Here is a 17,483-nt window from a genome sequence, read left to right on the forward strand (position 1 = left end):
ATGGATAAGGGAAGCGAGCGGCGGTGGGAAAATCTGAATGTGGCTCTGGAGAACTACCGACTGTACCTTGGTAGAAAAAGCGATGATGTGCTCACGCTTATCGATCTACTGCATATTTCCAATTTTAAAGGAGGTAACGCGTCAATCACTGAACCGGAAGCAGAAATTGCCCGAAAATTGCCGGAGTATGAGCGGCGCATGGATGCTATCCGCAATGAGTTTGGCACAATGGGATTAGCGAATTTGTCCAATCAGCAGAGGGCAAGTCTCGTCAAGATGGTCAAAAAAACACTTGAACTTTCAAGTAATGAGCAATTCTGTATTCGAGGGTTCGGGCCGTCGTACTTAAGTGCATTGCTGCACGCGCATTTCCCCGATCTAATACCAATTATTGACAGGAGAATTTTGATAAATACCCGTAGGGTCAAGCGAAAGGATGTAAACAGCCAACTGCAAGTTAAGAGCATCCCGGATCACGTTGGCCCACTGATTAGCTGGTTTCACGATGCTTTGCAGTCCGGTCAAGCCTCAATGCGAGATTTGGACCGGGCACAATTCATTAAGCCGCTGGATGTGGCGGGACTGGATGAAAGTGATTGATCAATAGGGCTGAGTTCGCAGCTTATCGAAAGTTGATACCTACTAGATCAGATATTACCTGCTGCATAAACAGCCTATTGCCACCAACGGCAACTTCCACGCCGGACCGAGCTGTGACATCCTCCTCCTGCCGGTAACCAGCGATAAGACGTCCAGCCAGTGGATGCGAGAGATCGCGCTGGCCGTCGAGCACTGGCTCCCAAAGCCTGCTGAATCCGACTCCTAATCCCAAAATCACCGGTCGTTTTGGGAGTATGATCCTAAAATGTGAGGTGTTTGGGGATGAAGTACAAGCCCTGAACCGCAAACTTACTCGACCCCAACCGATACTGGTCAAACATAAGGAGGTATTGCCGCTGACGCATACCAGCCCTGGCCTGTTAATGATTATCGGTATGGCTGAAGGCGGACTCCTCAAGAGGCAAAAAATGCGCAGCATAGCGCAGTTGCCACCCTCAATACCCACTTATCCCCTCCCCAAACCCAAACAACCCATACCCCACCCCCTCATCGTAGCCGGGCACGTCCGATAGCTGCTGCTGCGCGGCGGCGTCCGAGACGGGGGTGGTGAAGGGCATCTTGCCGGAGGGCGCGAAGCGCCCGGTCACTACGTCGAGGACGGCCGCGGGGGTGGTGCCGAAGGTGGCCAGCACGGCGGGGATCTGCGGGTCGCCGTCGGTGTAGAGCTCGTCGATGGACCAGGGGTTGCTGTAGTTGACCACCAGTATGGTCGGTTTTATAGTCACCAGCGTACGCAGGCGGTCGACGTCGCTGCCGTTGGCGGATAGGTTGACGTGTAGGGGGCTGCCGTCCGACTGGAACAGCGACTTGCCCTGCGGTAGCACCCACAGCACGGTACGGTCGGCGGCTTCGGGGGTAGCGACGAAGTCCACCGGCCAGTCGCTGCCGGGCTCCGGACGGTACACCACCAGCGAGTCGCCGCCGCGCCGGGGCACATAGGTCGCGAAGTAGACCTTGGTGCGGGGTGCCAGGGGCAGTACCTGCTCGCCGTCCACCGCGCCGTTGCGCAGCAGCACGATCGATTTGCGCATCGCCTCCGCGGCCCGTTCCCGGAAGCGCTCCTGCCCCACCGTGGCGGCGGCGGCGTCGACGTCCACGTAGGGGTCCTCGAAGAGGCCCAGCCGGAATTTCTCCAGCAGCAGCAGGTATACGGACCGCTCCACCGGCTCCGCCAGCGCGGGATAGGTGCGAAGGGCCTCCAGCAGCAGCGCCGGATCGGCGGTGCCGGAGAAGAGGTTGACGCCCGCCTCCAGTGCGAGCTTGTAGCGCTCGGGGATGCTCAGTTCCTCCACGCCCCAGGGCATCATCTCGATCGGACCGGTATCCGAGTTGATGATCCCCGCGAAGCCCAGTTGCCCGCGCAGCACCTCCTGCAGCATCCGCTTATTGTAGGCGTAGGCCAGCTCGGGGTAGTCGGTGCCCACGGGGTAGGAGTAGTACGGCATGATCGCCGAGGTGCCCGCCTCGATCGCCGCCCGGAAGGGCACCAGGTTGTCCTCCAGCCGCCCCCCGGGGAAGACCTCCCGCTTGCCCCAGTCGAAGTGTGGGTCCTGCCCGCCCTCCGTAGCGCCGCCGCCGGGAAAGTGCTTCGTGGTCAGGGCGACGGAGCGCGGGTGCAGGGCCTCCCCCTGAAAGCCGAGCACGATGGCCCGGATCATCTGCGCCGCCAGCTCCGGATCCTCGCCGAAGGTGCCCTCGGTGCGCTGCCAGCGCGGATCGGTGGCGAGGTCGGCCATGTACATGTAGCCCTTGCGGAGGCCGACGGCCGCCCACTCCTGCCGCGCGATGTCGGCAAACTCCCGCACCAGGGCCGTATCGCGGGTGGCCGCCAGCCCCAGCTCGCCGGGCCAGGTGGAAAAGGGGGTGTCGCCGACGTTCAGTCCCGCGGCCACGTCCACCGCGATGTGGTTGCGCGGATTGGACGCCACGAGGGCCGGGATGCCGTGGCCCGTCCGCTCGCAAAGTTCCTGCAGCTTATTGGCCCAGGCGGCGATGATCTCCGGGGCCGGATTGGCCCGCAGGATGAAGTGGCGCCCGTGAAACTCGGTCACCGCCCGCGTGGTGCCCGCCGAGCTCATCATCGGGGCGTCCAGCGGCTTGCGGGTGAAGATGTTCGTCTCGGTTACGGCATCCTCCTCGTTGAAGCCGCTGGCGATGGGCTGCCCGTTGCCCGGCCCGAATCCCGCGTCGTTCTCCATCCGGGTGGTGCTGATGAGCATGAAGCCGGCCTTTTCCTCCAAGGTCATCCGGTCGAGCAGGTCGCGGCTGCGGGCCTCGGCGGGGAGGCGCCAGTCTTCGTAGGGGTCCAGGGTCCCGTTGCGGTTCAGGTCCTTGAACTGGCGGCCGTCCACGTTGAGCAGGCTTGCGCTGCGGTAGCCCAGCCGGGGTTGTTCGGGGGATGATTCCGCGGGCGGACGGCTGCTGCAGGCGGTGAGGAACAGGCCCAGGAAGGCCAGGATGGGGGTGTAGCGCATGATCGGACGGGTGGCAGGATGAGCCGGTGCCAGGGAAGATAGCGGAATCGGGGGAACCTTTGCACCTGCGTGCGCGCCTGCGCTTAGCGCGGTCGGAGATCGCATTGTGCTTCCGCTGCCGGAGGCAGCGTTGTACTTCCGGGGTCGGAGGCAGGATCGTACTTACATCAGGTAAAAATCCTCCGGCTCTACTTTGGGGGGGAGCTCCGTCTCGCCGAGGAGTTGGCGGATGTTGATGTCGATGGTGCGGCTGATGGCGCTCATCGCCGTATCGGTAGGCAGGTTCTCGAAGGGGTCCTGCAGGAGGTAGGCGGCCTTCTCGAGGAAGAAGAAGACCATGGCGATGAGGAGTACGATGAGTACCTCCAGCACGATGCCAAATTGTAGGGGCACCGACAGGATCAGGAACACCACGAACATGTAGATCGCCAGGTGCAGCCCCTTGCGGTAGTTCGTGGGAAAGACGGTGTTCTTGATCCGCTCGCATTTACCCATGTCGGCGGTGAGGCGGACGAGCGTCTCGTCGATCTGCAGCCGACTGAAGTTGTCGAGGAGCTCGGAGCCGCTGAGCTGCTTGGCGGAGGAGGTCTGCAGGCCCAGAATGCCGAGGGGTACGTTCTTGTGGCGGCGCAGGGCCTCCAGCTCTTCGGGGGGCAGCAGGCCGTCCAGGTCCGCGAAGGGGTCCTGCTCGCGCAAGGAGCGGGTCAGGGCGTAGCACCAGGCGATCTGCCGGTAGGCCATGCGCTGGATGGCGGGGTTGCCGTCCTCCAGGTAGAGCTGCAGCTGCAGCACCAGCGAGCGGGAGTCGTTCACGATGGCCCCCCAGATCTTGCGGGCCTCCCACCAGCGATCGTACGACTGCGAGATCTTGAACGACAGCAGGATCGAGATCGCGATACCCAAGGTCGTAGCGATGTTGATCGGAAACTCCGGCAGCCGGTCCTTCAGGATCAGCGGCAACAGGTCGAAGGCCGTAGCCCCAAAGAGCACGATAAAGAAGGGGATCTTGATCTTGTCAAAGATGTACTCAATGGGCAGGAACTTGCGGATGATCATGTTGGCTGGATTAGGGTGGCGGCTGCAAAAGTAAAAAGACTTGGTTGGGCCGCTGCGCGGGTTCCGGAGTCAACACGGAGGCGATACTGGGGGCTTCACGTACGTGCCACGGAGAGGTAGGCGGAGAGAAAAGAGGGGTAACGCAGAGGAACTGAGGTCCGCGAAGGTACGCGGAGGGGGGGTTAGCGCGCGGGCAACCTTCCGTACCGGGGGGCGTTGGGCCCTATTTACTACCCCGCAATACCCCTACCGTGCGCCTCGTTTGCTCTCTCCTCGTCCTGTTCCTCGCCGCTGCCCTGCCGGCCCAGTCTGCGTTTTCCTTTGCCGGCGAGTCCGTCCCGGCCGGTAGCCGCCGCGACTTCAGCATCCCCGTCGCCGCGGGCGATACCGCCACCACGATCCCGATCACGGTCCTGCACGGGGCTACCGACGGACCGGTCCTCAGCATCACGGCCGGCGTCCACGGCTACGAGTACCCGCCGATCCTGGCGGCGCAGCGGCTGGGGGAAACTATCGACCCCGACACCCTCCGCGGCACCGTCATCCTGGTACGCATCGCCAACTTGCCGAGCTTCCTTGGGCGGTCGCCCTTCGTAAGTCCCCTCGACGGCCGCAACCTCAACCGCAGCTTTCCCGGCCGGCCGGATGGCAGCCTCACCGAGCGCATCGCCCACTTCATCACCGCGCACGTCATCGCCTCGGCCGACTACTTCCTCGACCTCCACGGCGGCGATGCCCCGGAAGACCTCATGCCCTACGGCGCCTACTACGACAACGACGGGCAGCCGGAAGCCTCCGAGCAGGGCCGCGCGATGGCCGTCGCCCTGGGCTTCGACTTCATCGTCCGCTTCAATACCGACGGTAAGGACTATATGCGCCCCGACCACCCCAGCCTCTACTGCTCCGCCGAGGCCTTCCGCCGGGGCATTCCAGCCGCCGACGTGGAGTGCGGTCGCCTGGGCCTCGCCGAACCGCTGCTCGTGGACCGAATCGCCGGCGGCGTCGCGCAGGTGCTGCGAACGCTGGACATGCTGCCGGCCGCGCGGGATACCACCCCCGTCGGCGCCCCGGCCTTCATCACCGACCGCTCCTACCTGGAAGCCGCGCAGGATGGCATCTTCTACCCCGCCAAGCGGGCGGGGGAATACGTCACCGCGGGCATGGAGATCGGCTACGTCACGGACTACTTCGGTACCCGCGTCCAGACAATAGTTGCCGACACCGCCGGCGTTCTCCTGCTGGTGATCGGCACGCCCCCCATCCGGAAGGGGGAAACCATGGCCGTCATCGGACAGGTTGAGTAGCCAGGTTTAGGCCTCCGGCATTGCTTGGGGTTTTTTACCACGGATGGCCACGGATTGATGTCACCGATTCACCCAGATTTTGCCTATCACCACGGAGTAGCGGCGTAGCCGATCTGTACTAATCCAAGACGGAGCGACGCGAAATCCGCGTAAGCCGCAGGCGGACCTGTGGTAAAACAACCACTCCCGGCAACCTACCTTTGCCCCACCATGCTCACCTTCCGCCCCGTCTACCTGGCCCTGACCGGCGTGCTCCTGCTGGTAGAGACGCTCATTGCCCTCTACGTGCGGGACGCCTTCCTGCGCCCCTATGGCGGCGACTTCCTGGTCGTCATCCTGATCTACTACTTCCTGCGATCGTTCCTGACCTGGTCGCCGGCCGTAGTGGCCTGGGTGACCCTGGCTATTGCCTTCACCGTAGAGATCGGGCAGGCCTTTCAACTCGTGGACCTGCTCGGACTGAGCGGCAACCGGCTGGCGGAGATCGTGATCGGCACGGGCTTCAGCTGGCTGGACATGCTGATGTATGCGCTCGGCGTGGCGGCGGCTTACCTACTCGACCGCTGGTGGAGGAGGGGCCGGTTTCATCCGCAAAAATCCGCGCCCTAATCCACGGTGAGCCCCTCCGAAGGGAGCAATATTACCGCACCACCCGTTCCCCCACGTGGTTATCGCTGCCCGTAGGTACCCGTTTGCGGTGGTACTTGAGGGCATAGACGGACTTGTAGGCGCCGGGATCCCGCTTGAGCTCCCCGAGTTCGCGTTGGGTGGTGGCGGTGAGGTACTTCAGCAGGGGCTGGTCGACGGTGAAGAGGTGACCGATCGAGTCCTTGATCTTGCTGTCCCACTCGGGGTAGTGCTTATCGAAGTCGCCCGGACCGATGCGCTTGCGGCAGCCCGGCTGGTTGCAGGTCAGCTCCATCTCCTCGTCGAGGTTGAAGATGCCGTACTCGTCGGTGATCTGCTCGCCGGCCTTGATGGGGCGGATGGCCATCTCGAAGCCGTAGCCGGTGCTGATGGTGTTGCAGTTGCAGCAGTGGTTGACGTACTTGGCGAAGTCCCAGCTGACGATGCGGTCGCCGTGCTCGTCGATGTAGGAGTACTTGTCGACCACCTCCCGCATCGGGGCCTCGTGCTTAGCGTAGGCCTCGGGGGTGACGACCAGCTCCAGTCCGTCCTTGACGTAAACGATGGTGCCTTCGGGAATGTCGGCCGTGGCGAAGACGCCGTAGCCGATGGTGTCGTTGATAAACTGTAGGCGGGTATTGGGATGGATCATCGGGACCGCGGGTGTTGGTTGGTTGCCGCGGGTGGTTAAAAGTAGTCTTTCAAACTATACCGGGTGAAAATTTTTCACCTCCCCGGGCCCGGGACGGAGAAAACGGTCGGACCTACGGCGACAAGCCTGAAAAAGGAAAAAGCCGCGGAGCAACCCGCGGCTTTTTTAACCCTACACACATAAATTAAATCTCGAAAACGCTAACATAATAAGGCAGAGAAGACTACACACATACGCTCATAATCGTTGATACATCAAATGTATGATCATCTATACCGGGAAACGGTGATCTGGATCACACGACACCTAATCTTTTAGATTTTCTTGCTCCGCCAAGGCTGAAAAACGAAAAAGCCGCAGGAAATCCTGCGGCTTTTCGAGTGAACGTTCAACGGTATCTCGGATAAACTTGGCCTCTTAAACTAACCGGTGCGATATATTTTGCGGCGTCGTTTGCGCCTTGGCCCACAAAGGTAAGGGGGTTGTGCGCAGGAAGTGGTGATCCAGATCACAGAAGCCGGATTTTCTTTAGGCCGCCGGCGTGAGTCGCACCAGGTTGCGCCCGAGTTGTACCGTGCCCCGCTGCTCGAGCATCTTGAGCAACCGCGAAACGGCCTCACGGCTTACGTTCAAGTCGTTGGCAATGTCGCGGTGGGTGGCGTGTACGGTCTGGTCGTCCCGCAGGGCCGCCCGCTTGCGGAGGTAGTCGTGCAGGCGTACGTCGAGTTGACAAAAGGCCACCTGGTCCACGGTGAAGATGAGTTCGTTCATCCGCCGCGAGTACGACTGCAGAACGAACTGCTGCCAGCTGGCGAAGCGCATACAGTCGACGAACAGGGAAAGCGGCAACCCGAGGATCCGGGTATCTTCCTCCGCTACGGCACGGATCTCGCTGCGTTTATCGGCCAGGCTGCAGTCGAAGGTCATGGCGCAGCTCTCACCCGCAGTGAGATAATACAGGAACAGCTCTGCGGCGTCGTCCGACTGCCGGCTCACCTTGATGGAGCCGTCGAGCACGAGCGGCATCATCCGGAGCGGGTCGCCAAAGTCGATAAGGGTGGCTCCGGCCGAAAAGTGATGGACCCGTCCGTGGGCGGCAATCAGGTCACGCAGGCCGGGTTCCCGAAACTGTGGAAAGCCGGCACCGATGTCCGGGGGAAGTTGTTGGGTAGTCATGATCAGGCGTATGATTATATAACGCGCTGACCCGCCGCCGATTGCCACCCCGTCTACCCCTCCCGGCGACCGCCCCCTTCCCCAGCTCAGTAGCCCGGCGGGGTTCGCCCCTGCCCCCCTCCGGCTCGCAACTACGCCACTTTAACATTTCGGGCGCCAAACCGCCGGCGCTTAATAACTGTGCTCGTCCAGCCGCACCTTGCCCCAGAAGGTCTTGTATACGAAGGCCGTGTACCCGATGGCCAGCGGGCCACCGATAGCTACGAAGGTGAGCATGATGCCCAGCGACTTGTTGGAGGCCACCCCGTTGTATACCGTGATGTTGTTGCCGGAGCCGCTACTGTCGAGTAGGATGACCGGGTACAGTTCCATCGCCGCCGTAATGAGCAGCAGGCCCACCGTAAGGGCACTGAAGATGAAGGCCAGCAAGTACCGCTGCTTGCTGACCAGCCGGGGGATATTGGCAATGGAGAGGATGGAAAGTACCGGCACGATGAGCAGAAACGGGTTCGCCCTGAGTCCGTCCGACAGGTGCGGGATGTAGAGCAACACGTAACCGGTCAACAGGACGAAAAGCAACACGAACGCGATGATGGACCGCTGCAGCAGCGTATTGACCCGGGCAAACAGCCGGCCCTCGGTCTTCATCGTCAGGTAAATGGCCCCGTGCATCATGAACAGCGCCAAGGCCGTGAGCCCCACCAGGATCGCGAAGGGGTTCAGGAAGCTCAGCCAGTTGCCGCTAAACTCCATATTCTCGTTAAGGGGCATACCCAACAAGACATTTCCCAGCACGACCCCCAGGGAAAAGGCCAGCAGGGCGCTCGACACGCTGTAGGCCACGTCCCACATGCTCCGCCACCACAGCATCGGCTCCTTGCTCCGAAACTCGATACTGAGGGCCCGGAAGATTAACGCGAAGAGGAACAGCATAAGCGGTATGTACATGGCCGAAAAGAGCGTGGCGTACACCACCGGGAAGCCCGCGAAGAGGGTGCCGCCGCCAATTACGAGCCAGACCTCGTTGCCGTCCCACACCGGACCGACCGCGTTCAGCGCGATCCGGCGGCTCTCCTCCTTGCGGAAGAATAAGTGCCACGCCCCCGCCCCCAAGTCGAAGCCGTCCAGGATACCGTAACCCGTAAACACGGCTCCCACCACCAGGAACCAGAGCGTCGGATAGTCGATACCGGCAATGGTGGAATAGCCGGACCCGGGGTCATTACCGCAGGCGGTAAGGAATAGGAAAGGGACTAGGGCGAAAAGAATTTTCATGCTATTCAGTTACTAATTACAAAAGCGGAGGTCATCAAATCTCCCCCCCGGCCACCCGGGCCATCTCCTCCTGCAGCGGCCGGTCGTCGATCTCGCTTTCGTCGTAGGGGCCCTTCTTGATCTTTTTGTTGAGCAGGTAGATAAAGAGGGTCAGCAGCAGAATATAGATCAGCGTGAATCCGATGAGGGAGAACAGCACCTGGTTGGCCGTCACGGTATTGGACAGCGCGTCGGAGGTGCGCAGCAGGCCGTAAACCACCCACGGTTGCCGCCCCATTTCGGCGGTGTACCAGCCAAACTGATTGGCGAGCTGCGGCAGCACGACCGCCAAGACGAATACCCACAGCAGCCAGCGCTGCTTGAAGAGCGTGCCTCGCCACCAGAAGTAGCAGGCCGCCAGCGTCAGCCCGATCAGCGCCATACCGATGGCGACCATGATGTGATAAAACTGAAAGATGGCGTTGATGCGCTCCGGCCGGTCCGCCTCCGGAAAGGCCTGTAGCCCCGTGACGGGTGCATCGAAGTCCTGCTCGAGCATGAACCCTAGCCCGCCGGGTACCCCGAGCCCCGCGGTGGTTTCCGTTTCCTCGTCCACCCAACCCAGTACGTAGAGGTCGGCGGGGGCCGAAGCCTCCCAGTGGCCCTCCATGGCCGCCAGCTTCGCGGGCTGGTGCTCGCCCACCATGTCGGCATTCCGGTGCCCGGTGAAGAGCTGGCTTAGGCTGAAGACGGTCGCGACCACGAGCGCGATCTTGAAGGCCTTGCGCGACAGGTCGACGTACCGTCCCCGGATCAGGTAGTACGCATGGACGCTCAGCACCAGGAAAGTCCCGGCCAGGAAGGCGCCGATCCAGACGTGGCTCAGCCGGTCCATGCTGCTCGGATTAAATACCATGGCCCAGAAGTCGACGATCTCGGCCCGGGCCTCCATCCCCTCCCCCACGATGTGGTAACCCGCCGGGGTCTGCATCCAGCTATTGGCCACCGTGATCCAGATGGCCGAGAACATGGACCCCAAGAATACACCTACCGTAGCGATGAAGTGTACCCGCGAACTTACCCGGTTCCAACCAAAGAGTAGCACGCCCAGAAAACCGGATTCGAGGGCGAAGGCGAAGATGCCCTCCGCGGCCAGGGCACTGCCGAAGATGTCGCCCACGTAGCGGGAGTAGGTCGCCCAGTTCGTCCCGAATTCAAATTCCATCACGATGCCCGTCGCCACGCCGATGCCGAAGGTCAGGGCGAAGATCCGGGTCCAGAAGCGGCACATCGTCTCGTAGACCTTCTTCCCGGTGCGCAGGTACAGCCCCTCCATTATCACCATCAGTAATCCCAGCCCGATACTCAGCGGCGGATAGATATAGTGAAAAGCAATTGTGAAGGCAAACTGGAGGCGGGCGAGTACTTCGACATCCATGATCTAGAGGTTTAGGACGAATTTAGGGCGTACCGAAAGCCGAAATGAGGTGAGCCAGCTACTTTATACCGCGTATAGATTTGGGCCTTTCGGCAACTTTTAGAGGCGTCGAAGCGCGGGTGCAATGGATAGTTTGTATCCCCCTCAATCCGGGTTTATCGCCCGCAAAACCGGCCGCTACGACAAGGATTCCCACCCCGATTCGCGATCCTATTCCGCCTCCCGCGGTAGTGAACGCAATCCGTTCAGCAGTGCCCGGAACTTCCGGGTATCGTAGCGGGCCATCCCCTCATGGGCCACCACCACCTCCCCGTCGGGCGAGATCACGTAGGTCGTAGGGAGGGTCCCGGATCGGAGTTCCTCCGGCAGATTACCCCGCAAATGATAAACGGGGAAGTCGTAACCGTGCCGGCGTACATAGTCTACTCCCTTGGTAAAATCGGCCTCCACGTTCAGAAGCACGAAAGCAACCCGTTCGTCTCCCGCGTAATCCGCGTAGAGCGCATTGATGTTGGGCATTTCCGCTAGGCAGGGCGGGCACCAGCTGGCCCAGAGGTTGAGGAAAACTACCTTACCCGTCAGGTCACCTGCGTCCACACTGCGCCCGTCAGCATCGACCATGTGGAAATCCAGTTTTACAGTAGGCACACGCTCCTCCGCACCTGGGTCGGGCCCGTCCGTATCCGGCTGGAAAAGACCGGTAGCCAATATCCCCCGCTGCAGGAAAGCCATCACCGGCGTATGCAGCCCCGTCAGGTATAGTCCTCCAACGAGTACGATGGGAAACCACCAGGAGTCCAGCACCCACCTCAGTTTTGCAAGCATCGCTCAAAGTTAGGAACTGCGCGCTGCAGTACGATGGTGCCTCTGGCAGAGTAGCTTACTACCGCGGGCGGACCGCAGGTCGGGCCCTATCCGCGTAATCCATTTTCAGTACTGCGGGCTACTGCTTCAGTTATGCGGGAATCTGCGAAAATCTGTGCCGAAGCGCAGCGCCTCTGTGACGCCGCAGGCGATCTGCGTGAAACCCTATCCCACCGGCTGCCCTTCGTTCTTTTCTCTTGATAGAAAAGAACCAAAAGATCAAGCCTGTGCGCCCGCCTCTTGGGGGTCCGGCCCCCGGGCGTTCGCAAGGGCGGGTGGTACAAACCACGTGTGGCTTTAGTAAGTTTTGTGCCAATTGGTCATGTAGAGGATGCCGTTCGCTTATGGCAATGTGCGTCAGTACCGCGGGCGAACCTCAGGTCCGGCCCAATCTGTGTAATCACGCATCAGCATTGCGCGCCTCGCATCAGCCCTGCGGGAATCTGTGGCTATCTGTGCCCGAGCGAAGCGAATCTGTGATTAGCCGCAGGCGATCTGTGGTAAACCTTTTGTTGCGGTAACCCACCAAGACTTGTACAGACCTATGCCTTGTAAGTGTAAGCCAATATCAGCCCGGCGAAAATCTGTGTGTAAGCGTAGCGCCTCCGTGACGCCGCAGGCGATCTGCGTGAAACCCTATCCCACCGGCTGCCCTTCGTTCTTTTCTCTTGATAGAAAAGAACCAAAAGATCAAGCCTGTGCGCCCGCCTCTTCGGGATCCAAACCCCAAACCGGCTAAAACCTGCAAACTCGCGTGGGCGCTACCGGCTTCGATCAGATACGCTCCCCGTTGCTGCTGACCAGGCACCTTGGTGCCCGTACCGGCTCAAACAGTGCAGGTTTTTTCACGCCGGTTCGGGGCCCGGCCCCCGGGCGTTCGCAAGGGCGGGTGGTACAAACCACGTGTGGCTTTAGTAAGTTTTGTGCCAATTGGTCATGCAGAGGATGCCGTTCGCTTATGGCAATGTGCGTCAGTACCGCGGGCGAACCGCAGGTCCGGCCCAATCTGTGTAATCACGCATCAGCATTGCGCGCCTCGCATCAGCCCTGCGGGAATCTGTGGCTATCTGTGCCCGAGCGAAGCGAATCTGTGATTAGCCGCAGGCGATCTGTGGTAAACCTTTTGTTGCGGTAACCCACCAAGACTTGTACAGACCTATGCCTTGTAAGTGTAAGCCAATATCAGCCCGGCGAAAATCTGTGTGTAAGCGTAGCGCCTCCGTGACGCCGCAGGCGATCTGCGTGAAACCCTGTCCCGCTGTTCAAGCTCCGTTCTAATCTCGTAAAAGAAAAGAACCAAAAGATCAAGCCTAATGCCCGTAGATTCCGTGCACGCATCCTAAACTGACCCTCCGAAAAGCATCATCAACCGGATGGACCAAACCATTCCGCTGCCACCACCAGCAACCGACGCTCCTGCTCCGTACCCCGTCTCCCTTATTGAAACTCCTTGACCGCCTCACTAAGGTCATACACTTCCACGTCACCCGTCTTAGCCGCCACAATACTAGCCGCGATAGCCGAACGGTACCCCCCCGCACAGTGCACCACCACCGGCTTATCTGAAGGGATCTCCTCCACCCGGTCTAGCAATTCGGGCAGCGGAATGGCAATCGCCCAGGAAAAGAACTTACCCTTCTCCACCTCACTCGCATTGCGGACGTCGACAATGGTGTAGCTAGCGGGATGCTCCCGGAAATCGGCCAGGTCGATGGGCGACAGGGCGGCATCCAGCGCGGCTTCCCGCTGGGGGAAGGCGGCCTTGATGAAGGGCTCATAGCCGATCTTGGCGGCCTTGGCAATGACGGTATCGAGGGCGTTGCTGTCCTTGGCCACCAGGTAGAAGGGGGTGCGCGGCGCCACCAGGGCACCGAGCCAGGTTTCGAACTTGCCACCGTCCTGGATATTGAGGGCGCCCGCTAGGTGATCGAGCTTGAAGGTGGCCTCGTCGCGGGTATCGATGACCACGGTTCCCTTCTCCGGGGAAAAGCCGTAATCCTTCCGGACGACCCCGTCCAGCGCCTTCGTAAGGTTGGGGGCGCCCCGCTTGTTGACCTCCACGTCGTAGGGGAAGTACTTCGGCACGAACGGCTGGTCGGCGAGGAGCCAGTCGACGAAGTCGTCTTCCGACATCTCCTGCAGGGCGGGGTTCGTCCGTAATTCCTTCCCGATGGTGCTGCTACGCTCGTCACTCATGCCCTTGCCGCAGAGACTGCCGGCACCGTGGGCGGGGTACACTTCCGTATCCGGGTCCAGGGGCATCAGTTTTTCGCGCAGGCTGTGGTACATATCCCGGGCCAGCCGCTCCTTCTTGCTGTCGGCCTCCCCGCCGGATTCCCGGAGGTCGGGGCGGCCGACGTCACCGACAAATAGGGTGTCCCCGGTGAAGACCGCGCGCTGTTTCCCTTCCGCGTCCGTCAGCAGGATGCTGATGCCGTCCGGAGAGTGGCCCGGCGTATCGAGGGCCGTCAGGGTGCATTCGCCCAGATCGAAGGTGGCACCTCCGTCAAAGGCCCGGTGGGGGTAGCCTGCCTTCACCCTTTGGCTGACCAGGATGGGCGCCTGCGTGGTCTCGTGCATTTCCAGATGGGCGGACACGAAGTCCGCGTGCGGGTGGGTCTCGATGATGGCGGTCAGCTCCGCTCCCTGCTCCTTGAGGTAGTCGTAGTAGGGTTGCGGGTCGCGGGCCGGATCGATCACCACGGCCTGCTTGCTATCAGTAACTATATAGGAGGCATGGGCCAGTCCGTCGTCGAAGAATTGCTTGATATTCATGTTGATAGGGTAGATTGGTAAGATAAGGTTAGCGGGCGAGCGGGCGAATTAGTGGGGAAGCCGCTCCCGGACCACCCCGTAGGTAAAGGTGCCCAGGGTAGCGCTAAGCAGCACCAGGCCGATGAGCCAGATGCCCTGTCCCAGCAGGGTGAACATCGGCCCGGGGCAGGCACCCGTGAGGGCCCAGCCGAGTCCGAAGAGGATGCCCCCGAAGAGGTAGCGGGGTACGCTCAGGTTTTTAGGGTTAAGGCGGAGCTCCCGTCCGTGAATGGCGGTCCAGCCGAAGCGCTTGGCCAGGGCTACGCCGAGGATGCCCAGCACCACGGCCGTGCCGATGATGCCGTACATGTGGAAGCTTTCGAAGCGGAACATCTCCTGGATGCGGTACCAGGAAATGGCCTCGGACTTCGTCATTACGAACCCGAAGAGAGTGCCGATGAGGATATAAGAGAGGTAGCGCATGGGGATCAGAGTTGAAGAATTAGGGGAAGGAAGAACCAGCTCATGGCTAGCCCGCCGATGAAGAAACCGACGACCGCCAGCAGCGAGGGCAGCTGCAGGTTGGACAGGCCGCTGATGGCGTGTCCGCTGGTGCAGCCCCCCGCCCAGCGGGCACCGAAGCCGACGAGAAACCCACCCAGGACGACGACCACGAGGGTCCGCAGGGTAAACAGGGTGCCGAGGGAAAAGAGCTCGGCCGGCACGAAGGAGGACCCCGCCGTTTCCCCCGGGCCGCTGATACCGACCGAATGAAGGTAATCCACCGTCGCGGCGGAGATCTCTACCGGCTCCGGGGAGGGAAAAACGTAGAAGGCCAGAAAGCCGCCCAGTACGGAACCGGCCACGAAGAGCAGGTTCCAGCGCTGGGCCCGCCAGTCGATGTCAAAGAAGGCGTACTTCCGCCCCGCCCCCGCGAGGGTACAGGCGGTGCGCAGGTTGGAGGACACGCCGAATTCCTTACCGGCGTAGAGCGGCAGGAACATCACGGCGGCGATCACCGCTCCGCTGACGGACCAGTGCCAGGGCCCGGAAACCAGGGTATAGAATGAGGCTAAAAATAAGTGGGGCATAAGTGATTTCGTTCTGTACCGCAAAGGTCCGGGATGCCATTTTCCCGGTACGTGATCCGCATCACACAGCTGGATTTATCCGGCCTTAATTTTGCAGAACAACCTCTGCCGTATGACCGAACAAGACCTGGGCCTCACCGACCGCCTCGCCCTCGACCGCACCCACCTGGCCAATCAGCGGACGCTGCTCGCCTTCACCCGCACCGGCATGTACCTCTGCTTTACCGGCATCGGCATCTTCAACCTGATCAAGAATCCCGACCTCTTCTGGCTCGGTTGGGTGGCCATCGGTTTCGGTATCGGGGCGGCCGTCATCGGCCTCATCAATTACCTGCGCATGAAGGGCAAAATCACCCGCCTGTACCAGTAGCCAGCAGCCGGATCTGGTTACGGCTTAGCTCGATCTCCCCTCGGTGCTCGAGGGCCTTGAGAAGACGGGAAACCGCCTCACGGCTGACGTGCAGGTCGTCCGCGATCTCTTGGTGGGTGGTCTGGATGGTGCGGTCGCCCCGGACCTTGGCCCGTCGGCGCACGTAGTCGCCGAGCCGCACGTCGAGCTGATTGAACGTGACCTGGTCGATGGTCCGGATCAGTTCCCGCATTCGCTGGTCGTAGGCCTGCATGACGAAGTTCTTCCAGCTCTTGTACCGCATCATCCACTCGTCAAGCCGCTGCTGGGGCAGGGCCAGCAGGGTGGTGTTTTCCTCGGCTACGGCGCGGATCTGGCTCCGCTTGTCGGAAATACAACACGAAAAAGTCATCGTGCAACTTTCGCCCCGCGTCAGGTAGTAGAGGAAGAGCTCGGCCCCGTCCTCGCCCAGGCGGCTCACCTTGATGGTGCCCGTGAGGATAAGCGGCAGCATACGGACGTAACTGCCGTAATCCAGGATCACCTCCCCCTCCCGGAAGTAGCGGACCCGGCCCTGGTCGGCAATGACCTGCAACAGGCCGGGTTCGGTAAAGTCGGGGAAGTACTGCTGTACCTCTTCGGTGGTGAGTTTATCTTCCATGGGCGGGGTTGTTGCCGGACAACGCCCCACCGTGGGTACCGGTTTTCCGGCGGCCCCACCCTACCTGACCCGCACCCCCCGCGTCGTGAACGAAATCCCCTGCTGCCCGTAAGTGGAGATGAATACCCCCTCCAGCAGTGGCTCGTGCAGTCCCGCCGGTACCGCCCACTCGAAGTAGAAGTTATCTCCCGTGCCGCCTTCCCGGTCGTGGTTGTCGATGATGATGGCCACCGTCTCCTGCGGCCGCAGATAGATCGGATCGGCGAAGTAGTTGCGTACCAGCTCGCCACCCGTACCGTAGTAGTTGGCGCTGGTGAGGTAGATCGTATCCCGCAGGTTGATGTTGCGGATGCTGATGGTGCCCGTCAGGTCGAAGGTGCGGTGCTCCGACTCGGTATAGATCTGGGAGTAGCTCGACAGGTAGGTTTCCCCCCGCGTAAGCGAGTCCCCCACGGGCAGGGTCGCGCGGCGGGCGGCCCAGTTGGTAGGATCTACGGAGCTGATCTCCTGCTCCTGCGCTTCGCAGGCCAGCAAAAACAGGAAGAGAACCGGCAGGAGGCGGATGAGTCGGTGCATGCTACGAAGGTAGGTATTTCGGTGGGGCGCGGCGGCAGCGGCGGGCGGGGCCGCGGGTGCGGGGGCGCTTCGCGAACCGCGGGGAAGGTAGGCACCTACCTCATGAAACGCACCTCGGTGATCAGTCCCCCCTCGACCGTATAGATGGCGATGACCTCCAACGGAGCATCACCCGGCGTCCGCCGCACGCTTTCGTGGTCCAGGACGCGGTTGCCCATCACCATCCGGCTCACGAGGCGGCACTGCAGGTCGGGCAGTCGCTCGAACATGCGGCCGTAGGTGTCGCGCATGGCTTCCTTGCCCTGCCCCTGCAACTCGTCGGGGTAGGCGTAGATCTTCACCGAGTCAGCGTAGGCACTGAGAAAGAGTTCCAGATTGCCGGTATTGTAGCCGTCCAGCTGGGTCTGAACCGGCGTCACTACGGCGTAGGGGTCGGACGGGGACTGAGCCGGGGCCACGGCGGGCAAAGCGAATAGGAGAAGCAATAGGTAGCGCATAGCCGGGGAAGTTTGACCAACCAAGATAATTATCCGGAATAAAGCTACCCCGGTCGGGCACGTTGTCCGGTAGTCACTGCTCCAGTAAC

General features: G+C 61.2%; 17 protein-coding genes. 4 read left to right on the top strand and 13 right to left on the bottom strand.

Annotated features, from left to right (window positions below; all coding sequences use genetic code 11):
* A complete protein-coding gene (locus DQG19_RS08590; RefSeq protein ID WP_116125849.1) occupies window positions 1-600 on the top strand; it encodes a hypothetical protein in 600 nt (199 codons plus the stop codon).
* A 455-nt stretch (window positions 601-1,055) separates the two neighbouring features.
* Here DQG19_RS08590 and DQG19_RS08595 read toward each other — a convergent pair whose 3' ends face one another.
* Together DQG19_RS08595 and DQG19_RS08600 are read right to left on the bottom strand one after the other, a co-directional pair.
* The gene (locus tag DQG19_RS08595; RefSeq protein ID WP_116125850.1) at window positions 1,056-3,095 is read right to left on the bottom strand and encodes a glycoside hydrolase family 3 protein; all 2,040 of its coding nucleotides are present in this window, start codon (window positions 3,093-3,095) and stop codon (window positions 1,056-1,058) included.
* Window positions 3,096-3,257: 162 nt separating this feature from the next.
* Window positions 3,258-4,151 (bottom strand): bestrophin family protein, encoded by an 894-nt coding sequence (locus DQG19_RS08600; protein ID WP_116125851.1) that lies wholly within the window; start codon window positions 4,149-4,151, stop codon window positions 3,258-3,260.
* Between the two features lie 251 nt (window positions 4,152-4,402).
* Between DQG19_RS08600 and DQG19_RS08605 the strand changes: the two genes are divergently transcribed.
* Together DQG19_RS08605 and DQG19_RS08610 are read left to right on the top strand one after the other, a co-directional pair.
* Window positions 4,403-5,455 (top strand): succinylglutamate desuccinylase/aspartoacylase family protein, encoded by a 1,053-nt coding sequence (locus tag DQG19_RS08605; RefSeq protein WP_116125852.1) that lies wholly within the window; start codon window positions 4,403-4,405, stop codon window positions 5,453-5,455.
* A gap of 210 nt (window positions 5,456-5,665) precedes the next feature.
* Window positions 5,666-6,064 (top strand): DUF2809 domain-containing protein, encoded by a 399-nt coding sequence (locus DQG19_RS08610; RefSeq protein WP_116125853.1) that lies wholly within the window; start codon window positions 5,666-5,668, stop codon window positions 6,062-6,064.
* A 31-nt stretch (window positions 6,065-6,095) separates the two neighbouring features.
* On the opposite strand, the gene DQG19_RS08615 is transcribed toward DQG19_RS08610, so the two are convergent.
* From DQG19_RS08615 to DQG19_RS08650, 8 genes are all read right to left on the bottom strand, one after another.
* A complete protein-coding gene (locus DQG19_RS08615) occupies window positions 6,096-6,734 on the bottom strand; it encodes an SET domain-containing protein (protein WP_116125854.1) in 639 nt (212 codons plus the stop codon).
* A 528-nt stretch (window positions 6,735-7,262) separates the two neighbouring features.
* The gene (locus DQG19_RS08620; protein WP_116125855.1) at window positions 7,263-7,910 is read right to left on the bottom strand and encodes a Crp/Fnr family transcriptional regulator; all 648 of its coding nucleotides are present in this window, start codon (window positions 7,908-7,910) and stop codon (window positions 7,263-7,265) included.
* 171 nt (window positions 7,911-8,081) lie between these two features.
* The gene (gene cydB / locus DQG19_RS08625; RefSeq protein ID WP_116125856.1) at window positions 8,082-9,185 is read right to left on the bottom strand and encodes a cytochrome d ubiquinol oxidase subunit II; all 1,104 of its coding nucleotides are present in this window, start codon (window positions 9,183-9,185) and stop codon (window positions 8,082-8,084) included.
* 34 nt (window positions 9,186-9,219) lie between these two features.
* Complete coding sequence (locus tag DQG19_RS08630; RefSeq protein WP_116125857.1) at window positions 9,220-10,602, bottom strand: cytochrome ubiquinol oxidase subunit I; 1,383 nt, start codon at window positions 10,600-10,602, stop codon at window positions 9,220-9,222.
* 210 nt (window positions 10,603-10,812) lie between these two features.
* On the bottom strand, window positions 10,813-11,427 hold the full coding sequence (locus DQG19_RS08635; protein ID WP_116125858.1) for a TlpA family protein disulfide reductase: 615 nt from the start codon (window positions 11,425-11,427) through the stop codon (window positions 10,813-10,815).
* A gap of 1,476 nt (window positions 11,428-12,903) precedes the next feature.
* Window positions 12,904-14,241, bottom strand: a complete 1,338-nt coding sequence (locus DQG19_RS08640; RefSeq protein WP_116125859.1) for an MBL fold metallo-hydrolase — start codon at window positions 14,239-14,241, stop codon at window positions 12,904-12,906.
* Between the two features lie 48 nt (window positions 14,242-14,289).
* Window positions 14,290-14,703, bottom strand: a complete 414-nt coding sequence (locus DQG19_RS08645) for a DUF6691 family protein (protein ID WP_116125860.1) — start codon at window positions 14,701-14,703, stop codon at window positions 14,290-14,292.
* A 5-nt stretch (window positions 14,704-14,708) separates the two neighbouring features.
* A complete protein-coding gene (locus DQG19_RS08650) occupies window positions 14,709-15,311 on the bottom strand; it encodes a YeeE/YedE family protein (RefSeq protein ID WP_116125861.1) in 603 nt (200 codons plus the stop codon).
* A 112-nt stretch (window positions 15,312-15,423) separates the two neighbouring features.
* On the opposite strand from DQG19_RS08650, the gene DQG19_RS08655 reads away from it, so the two are divergent.
* Window positions 15,424-15,681 (top strand): DUF202 domain-containing protein, encoded by a 258-nt coding sequence (locus DQG19_RS08655; RefSeq protein ID WP_116125862.1) that lies wholly within the window; start codon window positions 15,424-15,426, stop codon window positions 15,679-15,681.
* Here DQG19_RS08655 and DQG19_RS08660 read toward each other — a convergent pair.
* From DQG19_RS08660 to DQG19_RS08670, 3 genes are all read right to left on the bottom strand, one after another.
* Window positions 15,662-16,321, bottom strand: a complete 660-nt coding sequence (locus DQG19_RS08660; protein ID WP_116125863.1) for a Crp/Fnr family transcriptional regulator — start codon at window positions 16,319-16,321, stop codon at window positions 15,662-15,664. The genes DQG19_RS08655 and DQG19_RS08660 overlap by 20 nt on opposite strands.
* Window positions 16,322-16,381: 60 nt before the next feature.
* Window positions 16,382-16,897, bottom strand: a complete 516-nt coding sequence (locus DQG19_RS08665) for a DUF3124 domain-containing protein (protein ID WP_116125864.1) — start codon at window positions 16,895-16,897, stop codon at window positions 16,382-16,384.
* Between the two features lie 95 nt (window positions 16,898-16,992).
* Window positions 16,993-17,394: a nuclear transport factor 2 family protein gene (locus DQG19_RS08670; RefSeq protein WP_116125865.1), complete on the bottom strand. Its 402-nt coding sequence runs from the start codon at window positions 17,392-17,394 to the stop codon at window positions 16,993-16,995.
* Window positions 17,395-17,483 lie beyond the last annotated feature (89 nt).

The sequence above is a fragment of the Lewinella sp. IMCC34183 genome, assembly GCF_003390915.1.
GTDB lineage: Bacteria > Bacteroidota > Bacteroidia > Chitinophagales > Saprospiraceae > Neolewinella.